This is a genomic window from Phycisphaeraceae bacterium (genome assembly GCA_015709595.1).
In the GTDB taxonomy this organism is placed as follows: domain Bacteria; phylum Planctomycetota; class Phycisphaerae; order Phycisphaerales; family SM1A02; genus CAADGA01.
In genome coordinates, this window is record CP054178.1 from 698,047 (window position 1) to 718,174 (window position 20,128).

The following is a 20,128-nucleotide window of genomic DNA, read 5'->3' on the forward strand; positions in this document are numbered from 1 at the left end:
CCGCCCGCCCCACCCGTTCCACCAGATGAACCACTCACACCGCCATCGCCTCCATTGCCGACACCGATGGTCGTGTCGCTCGCGCCGTCCCCACCCTTGCCGCCATTGCCCGTGATGTACCCCCCGCCGCCGGGTCCGCCATGCGGCCTGTTGGGGTTGAGCTCGTGATCTCCAGGGAAGCCATCGTAACCATCAGGATGATCTTCGTTTCCGTACTCACCATACGGATAAGGATCATCCGCAAAAACCGCGATCGTCGCCGGTGCGGACATCATCAGAGAGAGAGAGAGAGAGAGAGAAGCCAGTTCGTCCTGTCATGTCGAATACCCCTGTTGGTGTGGGAGCGCCCCATCCGCTCCAATGCCAGTACTTACCAGACACAAGGCGATGAATCAAGAAAGAATCCGACAATTTTATTTCGGATTGTTTCATGGATGGCTCCATCCTGCGGCGGCACATCGCTCAACGCCTCATCCTTTGGCCTTGGGCCGGTCCCACGAACAGACGACCCGCGCGGTTGCCCGTGTGGATCGCCTGACGGGTGAGGAGGCCTGCGATCCTTCGTCTCACACGGTATCCCTCATCGGCGCCGCACCAATCCCGGTACACTCTGGCATGACTACTCCGCGCACGATCGTCGGTCTGTCCGCCGCGCTCCTTCTGGCTCTGCTGGCGGCCATGGCGCCCGCTCCCGCTGCGCCGCGTTCCCACGCCGTCGCGGCCGATCTGCCCGCGAGCGTCGAGGCGATCTCGCCGAACTCGCTGCGGGGACATCTGTCTTTCATCGCCTCGGACCTGCTGGAGGGGCGCGACACGCCTTCTCGCGGGCTGGACATTGCGGCGGAGTACATCGCCGCCCAGTTCCGCCGGGCGGGGCTGGAGCCGCTGGTCGCGGGCGACGGCGGCGCCACCGCGTCGTACTTTCAGGAGACGACGATCAACGCCCCCATGCGCTCGCCCGACGACTTCTGGGCCCGGGTGCGCGTGGCGGACGGCGAGTGGGTGCTGCCCGGCGCGGCGGCATCAGTGCTTTCCGGGCCGATGGCGCTCAACGTGCGCGATGTGCCGACGATTCATGCGCCGTTCGATGCCGACCCCGCCACGACGTTCGCGGAGAAGAACAGCCCACTGGTCGTGCTGACGAACATTCCCGACCCGACGACGATCCCCGCGGATGAGGCCGGAGCGTTCCGTGAGCGATACCAGCAGTTCACCACCGCCGCCAAAGAAGCGGGAGCAGTGGCGATTCTGGCCTTCGACACCCAACCCGACAGCCGCGAACCGGCCCGGCGTTCGGGGCTGACGAGCCAGGTTCCCGTGTTCCGCATCGCCGGGCAGCGGTACATGAACATCCCCGCCGGCATGGCGGCCCGCAACGAGCCGATGCTGACCGACCTGCGCTACGACATTCCCCAGCCGCGCCCCGCGGGCGTGCGCAACGTGGCGGCGATTCTGCGCGGCGGCGACCCGGCGCTCGCGGATTCATACATCATCGTCAGCGCTCACTATGACCACATCGGGCGCGGACGCGCCGTGGAAGGCGACGACATCTATAACGGCGCCAACGATGACGGAAGCGGAACGGTGGCGCTGATCGAGATCGCCCACGCGCTGGCGACGTTGCCGGACGAGCGGAGGCCGGGTCGATCCATCATCTTCCTCGCGCTCTTCGGCGAGGAGAAGGGCATGCTCGGCTCGCGCTTCTACGTGCAGAACCCGCTCGTGCCGCTGGAGAAGACCGTCGCCAACATCAATCTGGAGCACCTCGGTCGCACGGACGACTCCGAAGGCGAGAGCGTCCGGCGGCTGGTGCCGACGGGCTATGACTTCTCGACGGCGATCGAGCCGTTCATCCGCGCCGGTGAGCGCACGGGCGTGACGATCTTCCACCACCCGCGCAACAGCGCGAGTTTCTTCGGGCGCAGCGACAACATCGCCTTTGCGAGCGCGGGCGTTCCCGCTCACACGTTCTGCACGGCGTTCATCTTTCCGGATTATCACGGCGCGGGCGACCACTGGGACAAGGTGGACTACGACAACCTGGCGGCGGTGTGCAGAACCCTCGCCGTGGGGTTAGTTGAACTGGCCAACGCGTCGGAGCCGCCCCGCTGGAACGAGGCGCACCGGGCCACGGGGCGGTACGTGCAGGCGTGGAAGAAACTGCACGGCGTCGAGTAAGCGAGTCGGGAGTTTCCTGACGATTGCCGTGCGACCGTGCGTGACGCGGTAGGTTCCCGCCATGCTCATCTACGCGGGCATTGATGAGGCGGGCTACGGACCGATGCTGGGTCCGCTGTGCGTGGCGTGCAGCGCGTTCGTGCTGCGCGATCATGATCCCGCCGCGGGCGCGCCCGATGTGTGGGGCATGGTCGGCTCCACGGTGTGCCGCGCGGGCGAAGATCGCAGCGGGCGCGTCGCCATCGACGATTCCAAGAAGCTCAAGGGCGCCAATGGCGGCGCTGTGCATCCGCTCAAGCGGCTGGAGCGAGGCGTGCTGGCCACCATGGCGGCGGCAGCGAACGGCGCGCTGTTGGAAAGCGACGAACGGCTTCTGCACGCCCTGGGCGCCGTGGCGCCGAGCCGCCCGTGGTACGAGGGCGTCACTCCGCTTCCCGCGGCGAACGACGCCGACATGCTCCGCATCGACGCGGCACGGCTGAACCGGGCGCTGGCCGGCGCGGCGGTCGAGCCGGCGCTCTTTGCCGCCGAGATCATCGACGCCGGCGAGTTCAACGAACAGCTGGGTCGCTTCCGCAACAAGGCCACGATCAACTTCGCCGCCGCCATGCGGCTGGTGGACCGCGTGTGGCGACGGTGGCCGGGCGGGCACCCGCGGATCATCATCGACCGGCATGGCGGACGCACGCACTACCGCGAGCCATTGCAGGACACGTTCCCCGGCGCTCACATTGCGATCGTGGCCGAAGAGGACGCCTTCAGCCGCTACCGGCTGGAACGGGACGGGTCGATGCTGACCATCACCTTCACCGCCGAGGGGGAGTCCAAGCACCTGCCGGTGGCGCTGGCGTCGATGATCGCCAAGTACACACGTGAACTGCTCATGGCCCGGCTCAACCGGTTCTTCCGGAGCCGGGTTCCCGAACTCAAACCCACCGCGGGATACGTGCAGGACGGCCGTCGTTTCGTACGGGAGATCGGCCCCGTCGTTCGTTCCCTGCGCATCGACACGAACGACCTGGTGCGTCAGGCGTGAGGTTCCCGGAACCGGATGTCGGCGACGACGCGTCGCTGCGGCGTCCGGAAGGCGTTGACTTGAAAGTCGTCCCGCCTACAGTTGGCGTCGCCGAACAGCCGCCAATCGCGGTTCGGCGGCGTCCCGACGTTCTCGAACCAGCGGGCATCCGCGCCCCCCACCGGAAGGAGCGTACCTTGGTGGAAGTAAGCGAGAGCGCCGGCCTGCTCACCTGAATCCCTCCCGCCCTGACGCGGGAGCGCCGGTTCGGAGGCAGGTCGGCTTCCGAATCGGCCGGGCGACGCCCCCGTGATCCTTGAGATCCGGGCGGCTCCTGCCGATAACAACGCGATGCGACCCGACGATCGGTGGCCCCCGACCGTCAAGGGTTGATGTGTACCCCGGCGGTCGTGGCCGCCAACCTTTCGGGCCGGTCAGCCGCGGCCCAGCGCGGCGAAGGATTCCGCCATGGCGACTGATCTCACCCGCGTCCGCAACATCGGCGTCTGTGCGCACATCGACGCCGGCAAGACCACCGTCACCGAGCGCATCCTCTACTACACCGGCAAGAACTACAAGATGGGCGAGGTGCACGAAGGCACCGCGACCATGGACTTCCTGCAGGAGGAGCAGGAGCGCGGCATCACCATCCAGTCCGCCGCCACCACCTGCCCCTGGACGCACAAGGGCGTCGACTACCAGATCAACCTGATCGACACGCCCGGCCACGTGGACTTCACCATCGAAGTGGAGCGTTCGCTGCGCGTGCTCGACGGCGCCATCGCGGTCTTCGACGGCAAGGAAGGCGTGGAGGCCCAGAGCGAGACGGTGTGGCGTCAGGCCAACCGCTACAACGTGCCCCGCATCTGCTTCATCAACAAGATGGACAAGCTGGGCGCCGACTTCGAGTTCTCCTTCAACTCCATCCGCGAGCGACTCGGCGCCAACGCCATCGCCGTGCAGATTCCCATCGGCTCGGGCGACTCGTTCGAGGGGCTGATCGACCTGTGCCTGATGAAGGCGTACTACTTCGACGCCAACGAGCTGGGCGCGGTGGTGCATGAGCGCGACATTCCCGCCGACATGAAGGACATGGCGGAACTGTGGCGCCACGAGCTCGTTGAAAAGGCCTCGGAGGTCGACGACGACCTGCTGGCCCAGTACCTGGAGGACGAGCACGCCGTCACGTCGGACCAGATCAAGGCCGCCCTGCGCAAGGGCACGATCGCCCTCAAGTGCAATCCGGTCTTCTGCGGCGCCGCGCTCAAGTACATCGGCATTCAGCGGCTGCTCAACGGCGTGGTCGAGTACCTGCCCAACCCCACCGAAGTTCCCGCCATTGAAGGCACCGATCCCCGCGACAAGGAGAAGAAGCTCACTCGGCGCGTCAGCGTGGATGAGCCATTCTGCGGGCTGGTCTTCAAGGTCGTGTCCGACAGCCACGGCGACCTGACGTACATCCGCGTGTACTCGGGCACGCTCAAGCGCGGCAGCCGCGTCCTCAACGCCGGTAACGAGAAGAAGGAGAACATCTCCCGGCTCTTCGAGATGCACGCCAAGGACCGCATTCCGCTGGAGGAAGCCCCCGCGGGCATGATCGTCGCCGCCATCGGCGTCAAGAATTCCTACACCGGCGACACCCTGTGCGACCCGGATCACCCGATCCTGCTGGAGCGCATGGACTTCCCCGAGCCGGTCATCTCCATGTCCATCGAGCCCAACACCGCCGAGGACAAGCGCAAGCTGGGCGAAGCCCTCTCCACCATCCACCGCGAGGACCCCTCGTTCCGCTCGTACTACAACGACGAAACGGGTGAGACCGTCATCGCCGGCATGGGCGAACTGCACCTGGAGATCATCAAGAACAAGCTCACGCGCGACATGAAGATCGGCGTGAAGGTCGGCAAGCCCCGCGTCTCCTACCGCGAAACCATCACCGGAACCGCCGAGTACGTGCGCGGCAAGTTCGTCAAGCAGACGGGTGGACGCGGACAGTACGGCGACGCGGTGGTCAACGTCAGCCCCATCACCAAGGAGCAGGCGGAGGCCGACGAGCTGGAAATGATCAACGGCGTGGTGTTCGTCGACAAGATCGTCGGCGGCGCCATCCCGCGAGAGTTCATCCCCTCGGTGGAGCACGGCATCCGTCAGGCGGCGGCCACCGGCGTGCTGGGCGGGTATCCGCTCATCAACGTCAAGGTGGAGCTGGTCGACGGCTCGTACCACGACGTGGACTCGAGCCAGGTGGCCTTCGAACAGGCCGGGGCGCTGGCCTTCCGCGAGGCCTGCACCAAGGCGCGTCTGGCCCTGCTTGAACCCATCATGAAGGTCACCGTCATCACCCCGGACGAGTTCTTCGGCCCGGTGTCGGGCGACCTGGCCTCGCGGCGAGGCAACATCGTGGACTCCGAACTGCGCGGCAACACCCGCATCATCATGGCCGAGGTGCCCCTCTCCGAGATGTTCGGGTACACCACGGTGCTGCGATCGATGACCCAGGGTCGCGCCACCAGCACGATGGAGCCGGCGGAGTACCGCCAGATGCCGGACAACCTGACCAAGGAAGTGCTGGCCGAAGTCTGATCGACCGCGTCCCGTCCTCTTCAGGTGACCGCGTCATCCGATCGCCGCAGCATCGAGGCCGCCTCGCGCAGCAGGCGGTCGATGCGCCGGTGGCTCATACCGAATCGCTCCATCACCTCCTCCACCGTCATGGGCGCTTCGCCGGCAAGCCCGTGCCGCGCCGCGAACACGTCGCGACGCGCCCCCGACAGCCGGGCGGATCGACGCAGCAACCGAAGGGGGCACTCGATCTCCGCCTGCCAAGACAGGAGGCGATGGAAGGGGTCGGCCAGCGGAACGGACCCCGGCGCGTGCCGCGCCCCGGCTCGCCCGACGGGCTCCACGCCGCCCTGGCGGGCCAGCGCCCGCTCCGCGGCGTACGCCGCCACGCGCTCGATGCGATGGCGTCCGCCCGGATCGAATGACTCCACCGCCTCGCTGATCGCCTCGATGAGCAGTGAGAGCATGGCGCGGATCATCTCCGCGCTCTGCTGAATCAGCGGCCTGGCGATCGTCGCGTTCACACGCGCCACGCCGATCGGAAGGAGATCGCGCACGATGGTTCGCTTGAGCATGGCGGACCATCGCAGGTCGGTCTCGGCCCGGTCGAGCCGCTCATCGGTCGGCTCGCCGGAGAACCCGCTGGTCAAGCCCACGGCCCGGTGCTTGAGAAAGTTGTACCCCGCCAGCCGCGCTTCCAGCGACGCGGGGTCGGGGCCGGGAGTTGACGGAAACGACTGAAGCATCGCAATGGCGTCCTCCGTTGCCGGCGGCGCCAGGCCGAATCGAACCCAGGCCGGTGCGAGAATCACCTCGGCGGCCCCTTCGAGGTCGAACGTCGCCAGCTTCACGCACGTCACCGACAGTCCGCGCAGTCGCTCCAGCCGCTCGCGGTTGACGACGCGTCGGATCGTGATCGGGCTGCGCCCCAGCCGTCGGGCGATCTCGGCGACCAGCAAACCCCGTGATGCGGCCCGCACGATCAGCCGCCGCTCCTGGGCGTCGGTTCGCTCGATTCCCGGAAACACACGGCGACCAACACGCTCCTCATGTCGGGCCAGAATACTTCGGATCGTCTCGACCGCCCGATCATGCCGCGGCGCCAGCCGCCGCGCGATGGCCTGGCGAGATAGTCGCTCCTTTTGCGCCAGCTCGATCGCCTCGGCGATGATCGCGTGCTCGGCTTCAGACTCGACGCGGGAGAACGACGCGGCCCGCTCCAGTTCCTCATCGCCCACGCGACGACGAAAGGCCTCCAGGGACGCGGCATAGCACGCGATGCGACGCTCGCCGCGCCCGTCGATGACTGAGTGCAGGAGCAACCCTCGCTGATGCCAGCGCCGCACCGTGCGATCCGTCACGCCCAGACGCTCCGCCAGGCGTTCGATCGTCTCGCTCTCACCCCGCGACTCAGACCGGGATGGCAGCGGCAACGTCTCGCTCAATCGGCGGATGAACACGGCCAGGTCGGCCAGCAGGGCGTCGCCGACCAGCATCACGCCCGGCTCCAGCGAACGGGGCCGGTAGCCGGTGACACGGAATACCACGAATTCCTCCGGATAGGCGCGACCGGGCTGCACTTCTACCGCCAAGCGCTCGGCCTGCTCCAGCAGGCGCTCCCGCGTCTCGGTCGGGGCGTAGCGCAACTGCCGGAACAGATCCTCGATGGCGCCGGTCTTGAATCGCGGGGCGCGGGGCATGGCGAATCAATCAACCCCGGCGCGCCGCGCGGCGATGACCGACGGACGGACCTGCTGACGGGTGACCGCCACCAGATCATCCTGGTCCGGCAGGTGGGGCAGTCCATGCACCTCGACGGGGTCGTTGAAGTACCGCAGAATCCAGTCCAGCCGCCCCGACTCGAAGAGACGCGTGAACGCCTGCACGGCGTGATCGCAGTACCAGACGCCCGCCAGTTCCTGAATTTCGCCCAGGGCGCGCCGGGCCGACTCGGCATCCACGCGCGGTCGGTAGGGTCGGAATGACGTCATCGCGTCGAATGAGTCGATCACCGCGAAGGCGCGGGCCGGCTCGGGTACGGCGCGACCGATCAGCCCGTCCGGGTACCCGGAACCATCCACCCGCTCGTGATGCGATCGAACAATCTGCAGCACCACCGGCTCCACCTCGCCCATGCGGAGCAGCCGCTCGTGCCCGAGCACCGTGTGACGACGGATCACGGCCTGCTCGTCCTCGGTCAGGCGGCCGGGCTTCGACAGGATGGCCTGCGGAATGTCGATCTTGCCCACGTCATGCAGCACCGCCCCGAGCATGAGCTGCTCGACCCGGTCGCGCGGCACGTCCAGCGCTTCGGCCAGCGCCATCGTGTACAGCGCCACGCGCCAGGTGTGCGCGGCAGTGGACTGATCCTTCAGTTCGACCGCCTTCACAAGGGCTTGGATGATGTCTCGATCCACGGCGTCTCCGCGCGGCTTACTCGGGGCGGGAGAGGATCGCATCCCGGATCGGCTGCAGCACTCGCGGGATCAGGCGATCGGTCACCAGTTCGGCCCCGCGCCGAACCAGTCGCTCAAAATGCCGGGGCAGGTCGTCCACGGCGTCGATCGACCCGCGCCGACGGACAGCGCAGGTCACGGTGATCGGCGCCATCTCGAACTCGCCCGATTTCGCTTCACCGGGCTTGACGCGGGTCTGCACGCGGATGATCGCCTGAAGGTCGCCCTTGCCGCCCAGCGTCAACACCAGGGCCGGTTGACAGGCCCCCAGACGGTCCCGCTCCCGATCAATGATCCCCGCCAGGGAACTCTCACCCAGCAGCGCGTCAAACACCACCTCGTTGCGGTCCCGGTCGGTCTCGATGTCGAAGCCGAACACCACCTCCATCATCGCCACGTCAAGCGGGCTGATGGTCAGGTAGTAGGGCGCGACCTTCAGCAGTGAGGCGTGGAACGCCATCGCCGCCTGGGGGGACTCCGGATTCACGATCCCGCTGCGAATCGATGTGCGCCGCAGCGCGAACCAGATGTAGGGGTCCACTTCTTCATCCGATTCGAGCGCCACCTCGCCGCGGAACCGTCGCAGCGACGCCATGGCGGGCCATTCCTTCTTGACCCGATCGAACAATCCCAGCAGCGTCCCCCGATCGCCAGGAAGGTCCATCCGCAGGACCACCCGCTGGTTCACGTAGTAATCCGAACACAAGGCGCCATAGTCCAGGGACATGACGAACTCCTTCCCCTTTGACTAGTTTAGCGCGCCGAAGACGGGTTGCCGTTGCGAAACCCCTGAAAGCCGGGGTTTCGCGGTCTGAAAGAAGGGATTGGCCGGAATATCGGGCCATCTCGCCGCTCAGGTCGCCCATGCGGCGCGAACCTCCGACGGACGCCCCCGTCAGACCGTCGCTCGCGCGTACGTCACCGCCCGCCACAGCCGCTCGAACGGTCCGTAGCGGAAGCACGCCATCCACGCGGTGCAGAACACCACCAGCCCGGCGTAGACGACCACGGCGATCATCAATTGATCAAACCGTCCCACCGAGCCGAACCAGCCAAGACCCCAGTGGTACATGAGAAACGTCACGATCACGGTCGTGAGCAGGTACGCGGAGAGGGCCATGCGACCCACCGCGCGCAGCGGCGCCAGCAGAACGCGCCCGGCCCCGGAACCGGCGACCCACGCCAGGGCGCCGACATATCCCAGGCACAGCAGCGGGGCGCCCAGCGCCTGCAGCGGAGCGGCGGCGATGTCGGGCCAGTCGATGACGCCGGGCGTGATGGACATCAGCGCGCCGTAGGCGATCTCCAGCACGCCGCCCAGAATCAGGCCGATCATCGCCGCCCGTTTCTGCATGGCGCCTTGCGAGGATGAGAAGAAATCCAGTTTCATCAGCGCGCCGCCGATCAGGAACATCGCCAGGATGTGCCAGCCGAAGCCGAACACCGTGAACAGCAGGGCGAAGGCGAAACTCACGCCGCGGAAGAGCATGGCGTCAGCCCAGGGACCATCCCGATACGCCAGCTCCTCCCCCCGAACCCATGAATCGTTGAAGAAATCAAACTGGGCCTTCATCATGGCGTCGAAGCCGCGCGGAACATCAGCCGCGTCCGCGCCCGAGGCCGCGTCAGCCCCCGCGCTCGATCCTTCTTCGATGATCTCCGCCGTGGCGCCGTCATCCGTCATCGAGGCCGCCTCGCGCGCTTCCCGCTTGGCGGACTCGGTCAGGACGTTGAGCGCCGTGAAGCCGGTGGTGAAAACCATCGATATCGCCAGCAGCGCCGCGGCGATGACGAACATCGTGCGCGGCTTCAGCGTTCGAAAGAAGAAGAACACCGATCCGACGCAGGCGTAGATGAACAGGATGTCGCCGTACCAGAGCAGGAAGCCGTGCATCAGCCCGAACAGGGCCAGCAGCGCCATGCGACGATAATGCAGCGGCGCGAAGGAAGCGCCGCGCGATGAGGCCCGAAGCCACTGCATGATCAGCCCCGCCCCGAACAGCACCGAGAACGTCGAGATGAACTTGTACTCAAACAGAACCTTGACGATCAGGTGCGACCATCGGTCCGCAGCGGGCCACGCGTCGTACGCCGCCGGGTAGATCGCGTGGGCGAAGGGCATGGCGAAGAACGCCATGTTGACCACGAGGATGCCGAAGATGGCGACGCCGCGGATCAGGTCCATCGAGTCCAGCCGCTCGCGCGGCGTGATCGGCGCAGGCGCTGACGCCCCGACCGACGGCTCACTTCCGCTGTCATGATCGCCGCCCGCCTCGAGTGCGTCCCGCATGTCGTCTCCTCTGGCAGCCGTGAACTCACCCCGACCCGTCGCGCAGCCACGTCAGAATGTCATCCACCTCGGCGAGCGACGCGACCGCGCGATCCGCCCCGCTTCGCCGCAGGTCATCGACGCTGAACACGCCCGTCGCCACGCCCAGAGATCGACAGCCATGATGCCGGGCGCAATCAACGTCGTGCGGCGTGTCGCCGATGATCACCACCTGATTGGGATCAATCGTTGCGGCATTTCGCGCCGCGTAGCGGTTCATGGCCACTGGGGGCAGGTCGCGCCGCGTGGCTCCCTCGTCACCCCACGCCTCGATCACGAAGACGTCGGGGTCAAGCCCCGCCCGGTCGATCTTCATCCGCCCCGTCTCGCGGTAGTTGCCCGTGAGCACCCCCGCGGTCAGATCGGGCGCCTCGGCCACCGCTCGCACCAGTTCCATCACGCCCGGCAGGGCCCGAGCGACCGCGCCGTCATCAAACGCCTGCTCCAGCATCCGCCTGTAGGTGGAACGGAACCGGGCGTGATTCTCCGCTCCGGGGTCGATGCCATGGCGCGTCGCCAGATCGCGCCAGATCAGCACATCCAGCCGCCCCGCGACCTCGATGCCTTCGATCGACAGGTGATCGCCGAAGAGCAAGCGGGCCGCGCGCTCCATGGAGCGCACGCCCACGCCCTGCGACCGGAGCAGCGTGCCGTCGATATCAAAGAGGATGAGCATGGGCAGGATGGTACGCGGCGCCGCATCGATTCACTGCACAGCGCCGTTCACCCCACCGCCGCGCACACCTTGCGGGCCGCGTCGGTCAGGTCGGTGGCCGACTGCATGGTGGGGATCTCCGATCGCGCCTCGGTGAGAATCCGACGCGCCGCCTCGACGTTGGTGCCCTCCAGCCGCACCACGAGCGGCACCTGGAAGCCGACCTCCTTGGCGGCGTTGACGATGGCTCGCGCGATGCGGTCGCACTGCATGATGCCGCCGAAGATGTTGACCAGCACACCCCGGACGCGTGCGTCGGACAGGATGATGCGGAAGGCCTCGGTCACCGCCTCTTCGGTGGCGCCGCCGCCCACGTCCAGGAAGTTGGCCGGCTCCCCCCCGTGCAGCTTGATGATGTCCATCGTGCTCATCGCCAGCCCGGCCCCGTTGACGAGGCAGCCGATGTTGCCATCCAGCGCCACGTACGACAGGTCGAACTTCTTGGCCCGCATTTCCGAGGGATTCTCCTCGGTGGGGTCGAACATCGCGGCGATCTTTTTCTGCCGGAACAGGGCCGAGTCGTCAAAGTTGAACTTGGCGTCGATGGCCAGCACCTGCCCGTCCGGGTGATCCGCACCGGGCGGCGTCACCACCAGCGGGTTGATCTCCGCCAGCGAGGCGTCGGTGTCCAGAAACAGCTTCGACAGCCGCAGCATCACGTTGACGGCCTGGTTCACCTGCCTGCCCCGGAAACCGAGACGGAAGGCGACTTCCCGCGCCTGGAACGGCTGAAGTCCCAGCAGCGGATGGAGCGGCGTCTTGATGATCGCCTGGGGGTTGCGGGCCGCCACGGCCTCGATCTCCACGCCGCCCTCCGCCGAGGCGATGAGCGTGCTGGTGTTCCGCGCCCGATCGACCGTGATGGCCAGGTAGTACTCCTTCTGAATGTCCACCGCGCTGGCGACGAGAAGGCGCTTGACCTCCAGCCCTTCCGGCCCGGTCTGCACCGAGACCATGCGGTTGGAGAGCATGAACTTGGCGGCCTCACGGGCCTCCGCCGCGCTGGTCACGAGTTTCACGAAGCCCGCCTTGCCGCGACCGCCCGCATGGACCTGGGCCTTGATGACGACCTGCTTCGCCCCGCCGTCGAAGAGCGACTTGGCGGTGGCCTCGGCGTCGTCGACGGTCTGCACCATCGTGCCGCGGGGAACGGGAATGCCAGCCTCGGCGAGCAGGTCGCGGCCCTGGTACTCGTGGATCTTCATGGGGCGAAAGTGTACGCCCCCAGCCGCGGCAACGTCCTTCGCCTCTACTCAGGAATCCGATGGATGACGTTCCCGTCCTCGTCGAGAAATTCGAGGCGCGGCGTGTCCTGGGGGTCCACGGAGAGACGGATGCGGTCGCGTCCGCGGGTGTCCTTCAGCCGCACCATCGCCGTGCGATCCTGCGACCCGACGAACACGCGTGTCGCCCCGTAGTCGCCGCGCGCCTGGGCCTCGCGCATCTCACGCTGCATGCGGGCGCGATCCTCCGGGCCGGCTTCCGAAAGGCGGCGTCGAAGATCCAGCACATCAAGGATGTCCGGCTTGACGGGACGATCCACCACGTACAGCCCGCTGCTTCGATTCGTTCCGTTGTCCGCGTAGGACAGGAACACCACCTGGTCGTTCTGATACTGATCGAAGGAGAACCCGGCGCTGGCGCTGTATCCGCCCTGCTCGCCGGAGCGCGTCGAGTAGGTCAGCCCGCCGCACTCATCGCCGTTGTGATTGAAGAACAGCATGCCCGGCCCGCGCGTGCCCGTGCGGCCCGTGTCGTGCTCCTTCCCCCCCATGATCACGTCCGGCAGTCGCGGCCTGTTGGCAAGAACCAGCGCCAGCCGTCCATCGGGCTCGACGATGTTCAATCGCTCCACGTCGATCTCGGTGAAGCGCGGCCGGGCTTCCTGGGGCGGGTTCTGCAGCGCGGTGAGGCATGCCACGCCGCCGGTCAGCAACGCCAGCATGGTGAGCCGTCGCGATCGCGCGGCACGGCGCTCCAGTTCTCGAATGCGGGATTCGAGCTGAGAAACATGATCCTGCATGGCTGGCTCCTTCCTCGATTCCAGGACGGACACGGGAATCACATCTTCCGATACCGATCGATCACTTCCTTCACCCGGTGCGGCGCGGGGATGTCCTGAATCTGGATTTCAATGCCGTCCTGACCCGCGCTGTCGATGCCAATGTAGCCCACGTTGAAGACGCGCTGCAGCACGTTCTGACGGATGTCCACGCTGCGCACGTGGTCGTGCAGCACTTCCGTGGTGTGGCGACGGATGATGCCCTCGTGCCGGATGGTGCGCTTGTTGGTGATGCGCACCTTCATCCACATGGTCGTCGCCAGCCACCAGTAACCCCACCACAGCACGCCGCCGACCAGCGCCGCCAGACCCAGATAGAACAGGAACGCTCCCTTGTCCCACCCCTTGGCCCAGATCGCGGCCGCCAGTCCGCCCAGCGCCAGCAGAATGATGAGCGAGTAGCGCAGCGGATGCGCCCGGAACATGGCGGGGCGGATGATGCAGATCTCCTGCTCGCCCGCGGCCGCGGAACCAGCCGCCGCGCTCTTGCCCGGCGTGGAGGAGGTCGGCGCCGCACCCGCGGGCATCGACGCCTGAGGCACGCGGTTCACGTCGCCGCAGTGGGGACAGGACACCTTTCCGCCCGCCTCGGCGTCGGATACTTCAAAGGTCTTCTCGCAGTTGTCGCACTGGATGGTGATCATCATCGGCTCCTGTCGAGAGGCAGGGTACTCTACTCGCCAGCCGCGTTGTACGGGAATCATCCGCCGGCTTCCACCCGGCGTTCATCGCAGGCGTCGGACGATCTCCATCACCTGCCCCGCATACCCCCGCCCGAACAGGTTGAGGTGATTGAGCAGGTGGTACAACTGGTAGACCGCGATCCGCGTGTCAACGTCTTCATGGTCATCCACGCATTGCGCGTAGGCGTCAAGGCACGCAGGGGGAAACCCGCCGAACAGCCGCATCATGGCGATGTCGGCCCATCCATCGCCGACCGATGGGGCGGGATCAATCACCGCCACGCGCTCGTCGAGCGTCGGCAGCGCGTTGCCGGACCACAGATCCCCGTGCAGCAGGGCGGGGCATGGACGGCGCGGCAGCAGGTGGTCCAGTCGATCCAGAAGGTGACGCAGTTCGACGACTTCATTCGCAAGCAGCAGCCCCGCCGCGTCAGCCCGCTCAATCTGAAACCCCAGGCGATGCCGGCGATTGAACTCCACCCAGTCGTCGCACCAGGCGTTGGGTTGCGGCGTCAGACCCAGGTGATTGTCGATGTGGAACCCATAACGCTCGCCTGCCGGAGACTGATGCAGGGCGGCCAGTTCCTCGCCGAGCCGTCGCCACGACCGTTCGGTCGCCGGTGCGGGTGGCACATACGTCATCAGCAGCGCCGCGGCGTCGCCATCTTCCCACACGCCCAGGGACTGGGGAACCGGAATCGTCCTCGTCGCCGCCAGGGCGTTCAAGCCCAGTGCTTCCTCGTGGAAGAGCGGCGCCGCCTCGCGGCCGCACTTCACCACCAGCGTGTCGCCTCCTCGCAACGTCACGAGAGTCGCCTGATGAATGCATCCCCCCGACAGCGGCCTGAGCGACTCGATCGGCTCGGAGCGCCCGATCGACCGCAGCGCCGGTGCGATGACCTGGCGGCCCGCCACCTACGTCTGCTCCGATCGCAGCAGGCGCTCCAGCAACGCCTCGCAGCCGGAATCAATGAGCTGAAAGACCGTCTCAAATCCCTCCGGCCCGCCGTAATAGGGGTCCGGCACCTCGATCAGGCGGGTGGAGTCGTCATCCTCCAGCAGCAGGCGCACACGTTCCGGGGGGCATCCGCGCTCGATCAGCGTTTCGCGGTTGGATTCATCCATGGCGACGAGGTGATGAAACCGCTGGAAGTCGTCGCGCGTCACCTGCCTGGCGCGGCTGGGCAGCACGATGCCCCGCTTCTTCGCCACGGCGATGGCCCGCGGGTCGGGCGTCTCCCCCGCGTGCCACCCGCCCGTTCCCGCCGAATCGACGCGGAATCGAGACGCCACGCCGCGTGCGTTGATCTTGTGCAGGAAGACCCCCTCCGCCAGCGGACTGCGGCAGATGTTGCCCAGGCACACGAACAGCACGCCGATTCGGTCGGTGGGATGCATCGCGACGATTGTTGACGGGCGCCGGGGTTCGGGCGAGCGACAATCACGGCGCGGCGGACTTGGAGGCGGGAGTCACGGGCTGCATGGGCGTCTCGGGCGCTCGAGGCCTCGCCGCGTCGCCGTTCGCCTGGCCGAGGCGGGCGGCCCGCTGCCTGAGCCGTTCGGTCTCCGCCTGGAACTCCGCTCGACGCGCCGCCTTGAACGCGAACACGCCGATCGAGCCGAAGAGCACGATGGCGATGGCGTAGATGACCCGCACGCGCAGCTCGGTGTGGATGATCAGGTACGCCAGCGTGACGCCCACCACGGCGAACAGCACGCCGATGGCGTACAGGGCGAACACGGCCTTCTTGACGCTGCCCAGCCCCCGGCGCAGCTGGTGGTGAATGTGCTGGTCGTCCGCGCTGGACATGGGTCGGCCGCTGAGCTTGCGCCGCACGATCGCCAGCACCGTGTCCATGATGGGAATGGCGAAGACGATCAACCCGGCGAAGACCAGCGGCGTCTGGCCCGTGTGCCCCAGCATCAGGATGATGACCACGCTCACGTAACCCAGCAGCAGCGACCCGCAGTCGCCCAGGAAGATGGTGGCCGGATTGAAGTTGTGGGGCAGGAAGCCCAGCACCGCGCCCAGCAGCGCGAAGCACAGCGCCACCCGCGCCCCGGCCAGCGTCGGCTCACTGCCGGTGGGGGCCTCCTTCACCGCCATCAGAATGCTGACGGCCAGCAGACCGATCGCCACGATGGCGATCAACCCCGAAAGCAGCCCGTCCAGGCCGTCCACCAGATTGGCGGCGTTGCACCCGCCCAGCACGAAGATGGCGATGATCGCCGTGCCGACCCAGTAGTAGAGGTCGCCGTTGGTGATGGGCATCCACTCGATGGCGAACAGCGCCGCCTCGGGGGCGTTGTTTCCGCCGATGGAGGCCACGATCGGCTTGAGAGCGCCCTCGGCCACGCGCACGCCCACATCCTCGATGGCCAGGGCCGCCGCCGCCACGAGCTGCCCGGCGATCTTCAGCCGCGGATCCCACTTCCAGATGTCATCCGCCAGCCCGGTGACCGTGATGGCGACGATGCCGATCAGAATCGAGAGGGGAATGGGCTGATACTGGGGCTGAGCGCCCCCGATGGGCAGGTAACTGAACGCCACGGCGATCAGCAGCCCCAGAAACACCGCGATGCCGCCGAGGTACGCCACGGGATACGGATGCTGCTTTCGACCCGCGTCGGGATGATCCACGATGTCCGCCGAAATGGCCGCGCGACGCACCAGCGGCGTCACCAGCAACGTCACCACGAATGCGACGATGAAGAGCAGCGAGTAACTGTTGAGAAAGCCCATGACCGACGCGACGAACGGCGACTCGGCCGCCTCGCTCCCCGACAGGTCGGGCTCGCGCAGCACCTCCGGACCGGCCTGGGCCAGCAGCGCGATCATGGCGTCACCGCCTCCCGCGCACGATCGACCGGCCCCGTCATCTCGCGGGCCAGGTCGCGGATCGTCTGCTCGAGCGGAATCGCCGGGCGGAAGCCGGTGGCCTGACGCAGCCGGGTCAGGTCCGGGCGACGATGACGCAGGTCATCGAATCCCTCGCCCAGGGCTTCGGCGTAAGGCACCAGTCGAATCTCCGAACTGCTCCCCAGCGTCGATCGGACCAGGTGAGCCAGCCCGATGATCTCGATCGGCTCATCATGCCCCACGTTGAAGACTCGCCCGCGGCAGGACGGGTTGTCCAGCAGCATCGGCAGCACCTGCACCACGTCGCGCACATCGCAGAAGCAGCGCGACTGGCGACCGTCGCCATGCACCTCGATGGTCCGCCCGGCCAAAGCCGCCTCGACGAAGCGCGGTATCACCATGCCGTAGCGGCCCACCTGGCGCGGCCCGACGGTGTTGAAGAACCGCGCGATGACCACCGGAAGCCCCCGCTGCCGGGCGTACGCCAGGCCGAGGTACTCGTCGATGGCCTTCGAGCATGCATAGGACCACCGGCTGTAGGTGGTCGGACCGTAGACGACATCGTCCTCCTCGGAGAAGACGGTCTTGGGCGACTTGCCGTACACCTCGCTGGTGGAAGCCAGCAGGATGGGGGTGGACGCCTCGGCGGCGAAGTCCAGCACGCGCAGTGCGTCGATCACGTTGGTGCGAATGGTGTGAACCGGCTGCTCGATGACCAGCCGCACTCCCACCGCCGCGGCCAGGTGGTAGATCTCGTCGAACGCCGTGGGGTCGAGGTCGTCCATGACCTGGGCCACGTCCGCCTCGATGAACCGCACCCGATCAGGGTCACTCCGGAGCAGCGGTTCAATATTCCGGCGCCGCCCCGTCGAGAGGTTGTCGATGATGGTCACGTCCCGCCCGAGCGACAGCAGCCGCTCGGTGAGATGCGAGCCGATGAACCCCGCGCCCCCGGTCACAAGGGCCTGGCGATGTCGGCTCGATCGACCCACTCGGTCTCCTTCCCTCCCGATGCGGCTGCTGACGAATCCGGACGTTCCGGTCAGGAGCCGGCCTTGGAGGAATACGAGGCGATGGCGGCGTAGTTCCGCTTGAAGTAGCCGCCGGCGGTGAAACGAGGCCGGTTCAGCACCACGCCCAGCAGTTCGCTGGAGGCGCCGTTGAACTGGCTGACGAGTCGGGCCACCAGCCCGCGCTGCTCCTGGTTGGCGCGCACCACGAGCACCGAGGCGTCGGTCTTGCCGGCCAGCACCAGGGCCTCACCCGCCACCACGGCCGGGGGCGCGTCGATGACGATGAAGTCGTACCGGGTGCGCAGCTCCGCCAGCAGCGACTCGAATCGCCCGTCCACCAGTCGCTCGAAGATGCGGCTGCCGGGCGTGCCGGGGCCCATCACGTCGATTCCGCCGCCGATCGACTGGATGACCGAGGCGGGCTGCTGCGAGCCGTTGAGCACGTCGCCCAGCCCCGCCTGATCGGCGGCCGAGCCGCCCAGCGCCTTGATCAGGCCCGGACGGCGGAAGTTGGCGTCGATCGCCAGCACGCGCCGACCGCCCGCGCTGATGAACGCGGCCAGGTTGGTGACCACCGTGGTGGTGCCGGCGCCGGGCAGCCCGCCAGCCACCACCAGCGTCTGGTGGCCGTTGCGGTCCATCGCCCGCATGATGGGCGTGCAGGTCTGCCGGTACGACTCCGCGATGACGCTGCGCGGCTGGTCGCGCAGGGCCAGCTCCGCCTTGTCGATGCGGGTGGGGTCATCCTGCAGGTCGGGCACCACGCCCAGCACGCGCACGCCCGGCACGATGGCCAGGTCGCTGGCGCTCTTGACGCGCTTGTCCGTCAGTTCGCGCAGGAACAGCAGGCCCGTCACCAGCCCCACGCTCAGCAGCGTACACAGCGGGATGAGAATGATCGGCTCGGGCGGGAACGACTTCTCGCGCGGCTCCTGCGCCTGGGTGAGCACCCGGACGCGCTCCGCCGCCGCCCGCTGACGCAGGCGGTTGATGTCGGCGATGGCCACCAGCGTGCGCTCCAGTTCCGCCTGCACCTGGTTGCGGCGCTGCTCGAGCGCCTGGTACTCCGCCACCTTGCCGGCCAGTTCCTTCAGCGCGGCGTCCTTGTCCGCCTGACGCTTGAGCAGTTCATCCAGCAGCTGCTGGGTGGACTCGATCTGGTTGGCCAGCTGCTTGATCTGGGCGTTGAGGTTCCGCTGGATGACCTCGTTGATGCGTCGGTCGCGCTCCTCCTCGGCCACCCGCAGACGCACTTCCATCTCACGCAGGTTGCGATGCTCCGGGCCGTACAGCGCCAGCGTCAGTCCCTGCTCGATGCGCATGTCGGTCACGCGCTGAATGAGCAGCTGCACCGAGCGGTCGTTCTCCGCCAGGGCGCGATCCTCCGCGGAAGGGTCCAGCGTGCCCTGCAGTTTCAGGGACGTCTGCTGGTACAGCGAACCCAGCTGGGTCAGGTTCGAGCGGGTCTGCGCCACCTGCGTGTTCAGACCGTTCACCTCCAGCTGCAGCGGGTGGCTGCGCAGATCCGCCAGCGTGAAGATGTTGTGCTCGCTGACGAAGCGGTTGATGTCCGCCGCCAGCGACGCCTGCTGCCGCAGGTACTCCGACTCCTGGTTCTTGAACGTGCGCAGGTCGTTGTTGAACTCCTGATCGCGCATCTGGTCGCGCAGGGTCTTGTACGTGCGATGAATGCGGTTGAGCACGACGGGCACGTCGCGACGGTCGCGCGTGGACCACTTCACCTCGAACAGGTTGGTGTCGGTGATGTACGTCGCCGTGACGCTCTCGATCAGGTCGTCCACCGCCTCGGGAACCAGGAAGGCGCCGTTGGCGTCGCGGAACTTCCGCGCCCACGTGGTGTTCTGCACGTCGGGGTCGTTGACCGCGTCGGTGAGCACCTGGCGGCTGAGAATGAAGGCGATCTCGGTGCGCGCCAGGCGGATGACCACGTCATCGCGGTCCAGGTCGCTCGGCGTGGCCTGGTTGGCGTCCTTCAGGTTGCCCACCACCTCGAAGCGGACGATGCCGGTGTACGCCGGGAAGAACGCGCCCAGCCCGACGTACAGCCCCACGCCCAGCAGAATGCCGAACACGCCCGAGGCCACGATCGCCGTCACGTGCTTGCGCAGCACGCGGAACGGGTCCACCGGCGGGGCGGCCAGCGGCGACGCCGCGACGGAAGCGGACGAGGGCGCCCCGGCGGGGCGCTGAAAGACCTGGCGGGCGGGATTCACGGTGCTCATGGATGATTCCTC

At 67.2% G+C, this 20,128-nt stretch carries 16 protein-coding genes; 3 read left to right on the forward strand and 13 right to left on the reverse strand.

Going from position 1 to position 20,128, the window contains the following annotated elements:
• Positions 1 to 615 precede the first annotated feature (615 nt).
• The 3 genes from HRU76_03020 (at position 616) to fusA (ending at position 5,776) form a co-directional block, all read left to right on the forward strand.
• The gene (locus HRU76_03020) at positions 616 to 2,178 is read left to right on the forward strand and encodes a M28 family peptidase (GenBank protein ID QOJ16623.1); all 1,563 of its coding nucleotides are present in this window, start codon (positions 616 to 618) and stop codon (positions 2,176 to 2,178) included.
• 61 nt (positions 2,179 to 2,239) lie between these two features.
• The gene (locus HRU76_03025) at positions 2,240 to 3,214 is read left to right on the forward strand and encodes a hypothetical protein (GenBank protein ID QOJ16624.1); all 975 of its coding nucleotides are present in this window, start codon (positions 2,240 to 2,242) and stop codon (positions 3,212 to 3,214) included.
• A gap of 447 nt (positions 3,215 to 3,661) precedes the next feature.
• Entirely contained in the window at positions 3,662 to 5,776 is a 2,115-nt protein-coding gene (gene fusA / locus HRU76_03030) for an elongation factor G (protein ID QOJ16625.1), read from the forward strand.
• 20 nt (positions 5,777 to 5,796) lie between these two features.
• On the opposite strand, the gene HRU76_03035 is transcribed toward fusA, so the two are convergent.
• The 13 genes from HRU76_03035 to HRU76_03095 all read right to left on the reverse strand — a co-directional run bounded on the left by HRU76_03035 (position 5,797) and on the right by HRU76_03095 (position 20,116).
• On the reverse strand, positions 5,797 to 7,455 hold the full coding sequence (locus HRU76_03035) for a helix-turn-helix domain-containing protein (protein ID QOJ16626.1): 1,659 nt from the start codon (positions 7,453 to 7,455) through the stop codon (positions 5,797 to 5,799).
• A gap of 6 nt (positions 7,456 to 7,461) precedes the next feature.
• Positions 7,462 to 8,172 (reverse strand): HD domain-containing protein, encoded by a 711-nt coding sequence (locus tag HRU76_03040; protein ID QOJ16627.1) that lies wholly within the window; start codon positions 8,170 to 8,172, stop codon positions 7,462 to 7,464.
• Between the two features lie 16 nt (positions 8,173 to 8,188).
• Positions 8,189 to 8,938 carry a hypothetical protein gene (locus tag HRU76_03045; GenBank protein ID QOJ16628.1) on the reverse strand — a complete coding sequence of 250 codons (750 nt, stop codon included), beginning with the start codon at positions 8,936 to 8,938 and terminating at the stop codon, positions 8,189 to 8,191.
• A 168-nt stretch (positions 8,939 to 9,106) separates the two neighbouring features.
• On the reverse strand, positions 9,107 to 10,501 hold the full coding sequence (locus HRU76_03050) for a DUF418 domain-containing protein (GenBank protein ID QOJ16629.1): 1,395 nt from the start codon (positions 10,499 to 10,501) through the stop codon (positions 9,107 to 9,109).
• 25 nt (positions 10,502 to 10,526) lie between these two features.
• On the reverse strand, positions 10,527 to 11,216 hold the full coding sequence (locus HRU76_03055) for a haloacid dehalogenase-like hydrolase (protein ID QOJ16630.1): 690 nt from the start codon (positions 11,214 to 11,216) through the stop codon (positions 10,527 to 10,529).
• Between the two features lie 47 nt (positions 11,217 to 11,263).
• Positions 11,264 to 12,460, reverse strand: coding sequence for an ADP-forming succinate--CoA ligase subunit beta (gene sucC, locus HRU76_03060; GenBank protein QOJ16631.1), 1,197 nt, complete (start codon positions 12,458 to 12,460; stop codon positions 11,264 to 11,266).
• Positions 12,461 to 12,504: 44 nt separating this feature from the next.
• Positions 12,505 to 13,278: a hypothetical protein gene (locus HRU76_03065; protein ID QOJ16632.1), complete on the reverse strand. Its 774-nt coding sequence runs from the start codon at positions 13,276 to 13,278 to the stop codon at positions 12,505 to 12,507.
• A 38-nt stretch (positions 13,279 to 13,316) separates the two neighbouring features.
• A complete protein-coding gene (locus tag HRU76_03070) occupies positions 13,317 to 13,964 on the reverse strand; it encodes a PH domain-containing protein (protein QOJ16633.1) in 648 nt (215 codons plus the stop codon).
• Between the two features lie 78 nt (positions 13,965 to 14,042).
• Positions 14,043 to 14,915 carry a fructosamine kinase family protein gene (locus HRU76_03075; protein QOJ16634.1) on the reverse strand — a complete coding sequence of 291 codons (873 nt, stop codon included), beginning with the start codon at positions 14,913 to 14,915 and terminating at the stop codon, positions 14,043 to 14,045.
• Positions 14,916 to 15,398 carry a low molecular weight phosphotyrosine protein phosphatase gene (locus HRU76_03080; GenBank protein QOJ16635.1) on the reverse strand — a complete coding sequence of 161 codons (483 nt, stop codon included), beginning with the start codon at positions 15,396 to 15,398 and terminating at the stop codon, positions 14,916 to 14,918. It lies immediately after the preceding gene.
• A gap of 43 nt (positions 15,399 to 15,441) precedes the next feature.
• Entirely contained in the window at positions 15,442 to 16,839 is a 1,398-nt protein-coding gene (locus tag HRU76_03085) for an undecaprenyl/decaprenyl-phosphate alpha-N-acetylglucosaminyl 1-phosphate transferase (GenBank protein ID QOJ16636.1), read from the reverse strand.
• Positions 16,836 to 17,852 carry a GDP-mannose 4,6-dehydratase gene (locus HRU76_03090; protein QOJ16637.1) on the reverse strand — a complete coding sequence of 339 codons (1,017 nt, stop codon included), beginning with the start codon at positions 17,850 to 17,852 and terminating at the stop codon, positions 16,836 to 16,838. Before HRU76_03090 ends, HRU76_03085 begins: the two co-directional genes overlap by 4 nt.
• 50 nt (positions 17,853 to 17,902) lie before the next feature.
• A complete protein-coding gene (locus tag HRU76_03095) occupies positions 17,903 to 20,116 on the reverse strand; it encodes a hypothetical protein (protein QOJ16638.1) in 2,214 nt (737 codons plus the stop codon).
• Positions 20,117 to 20,128 lie beyond the last annotated feature (12 nt).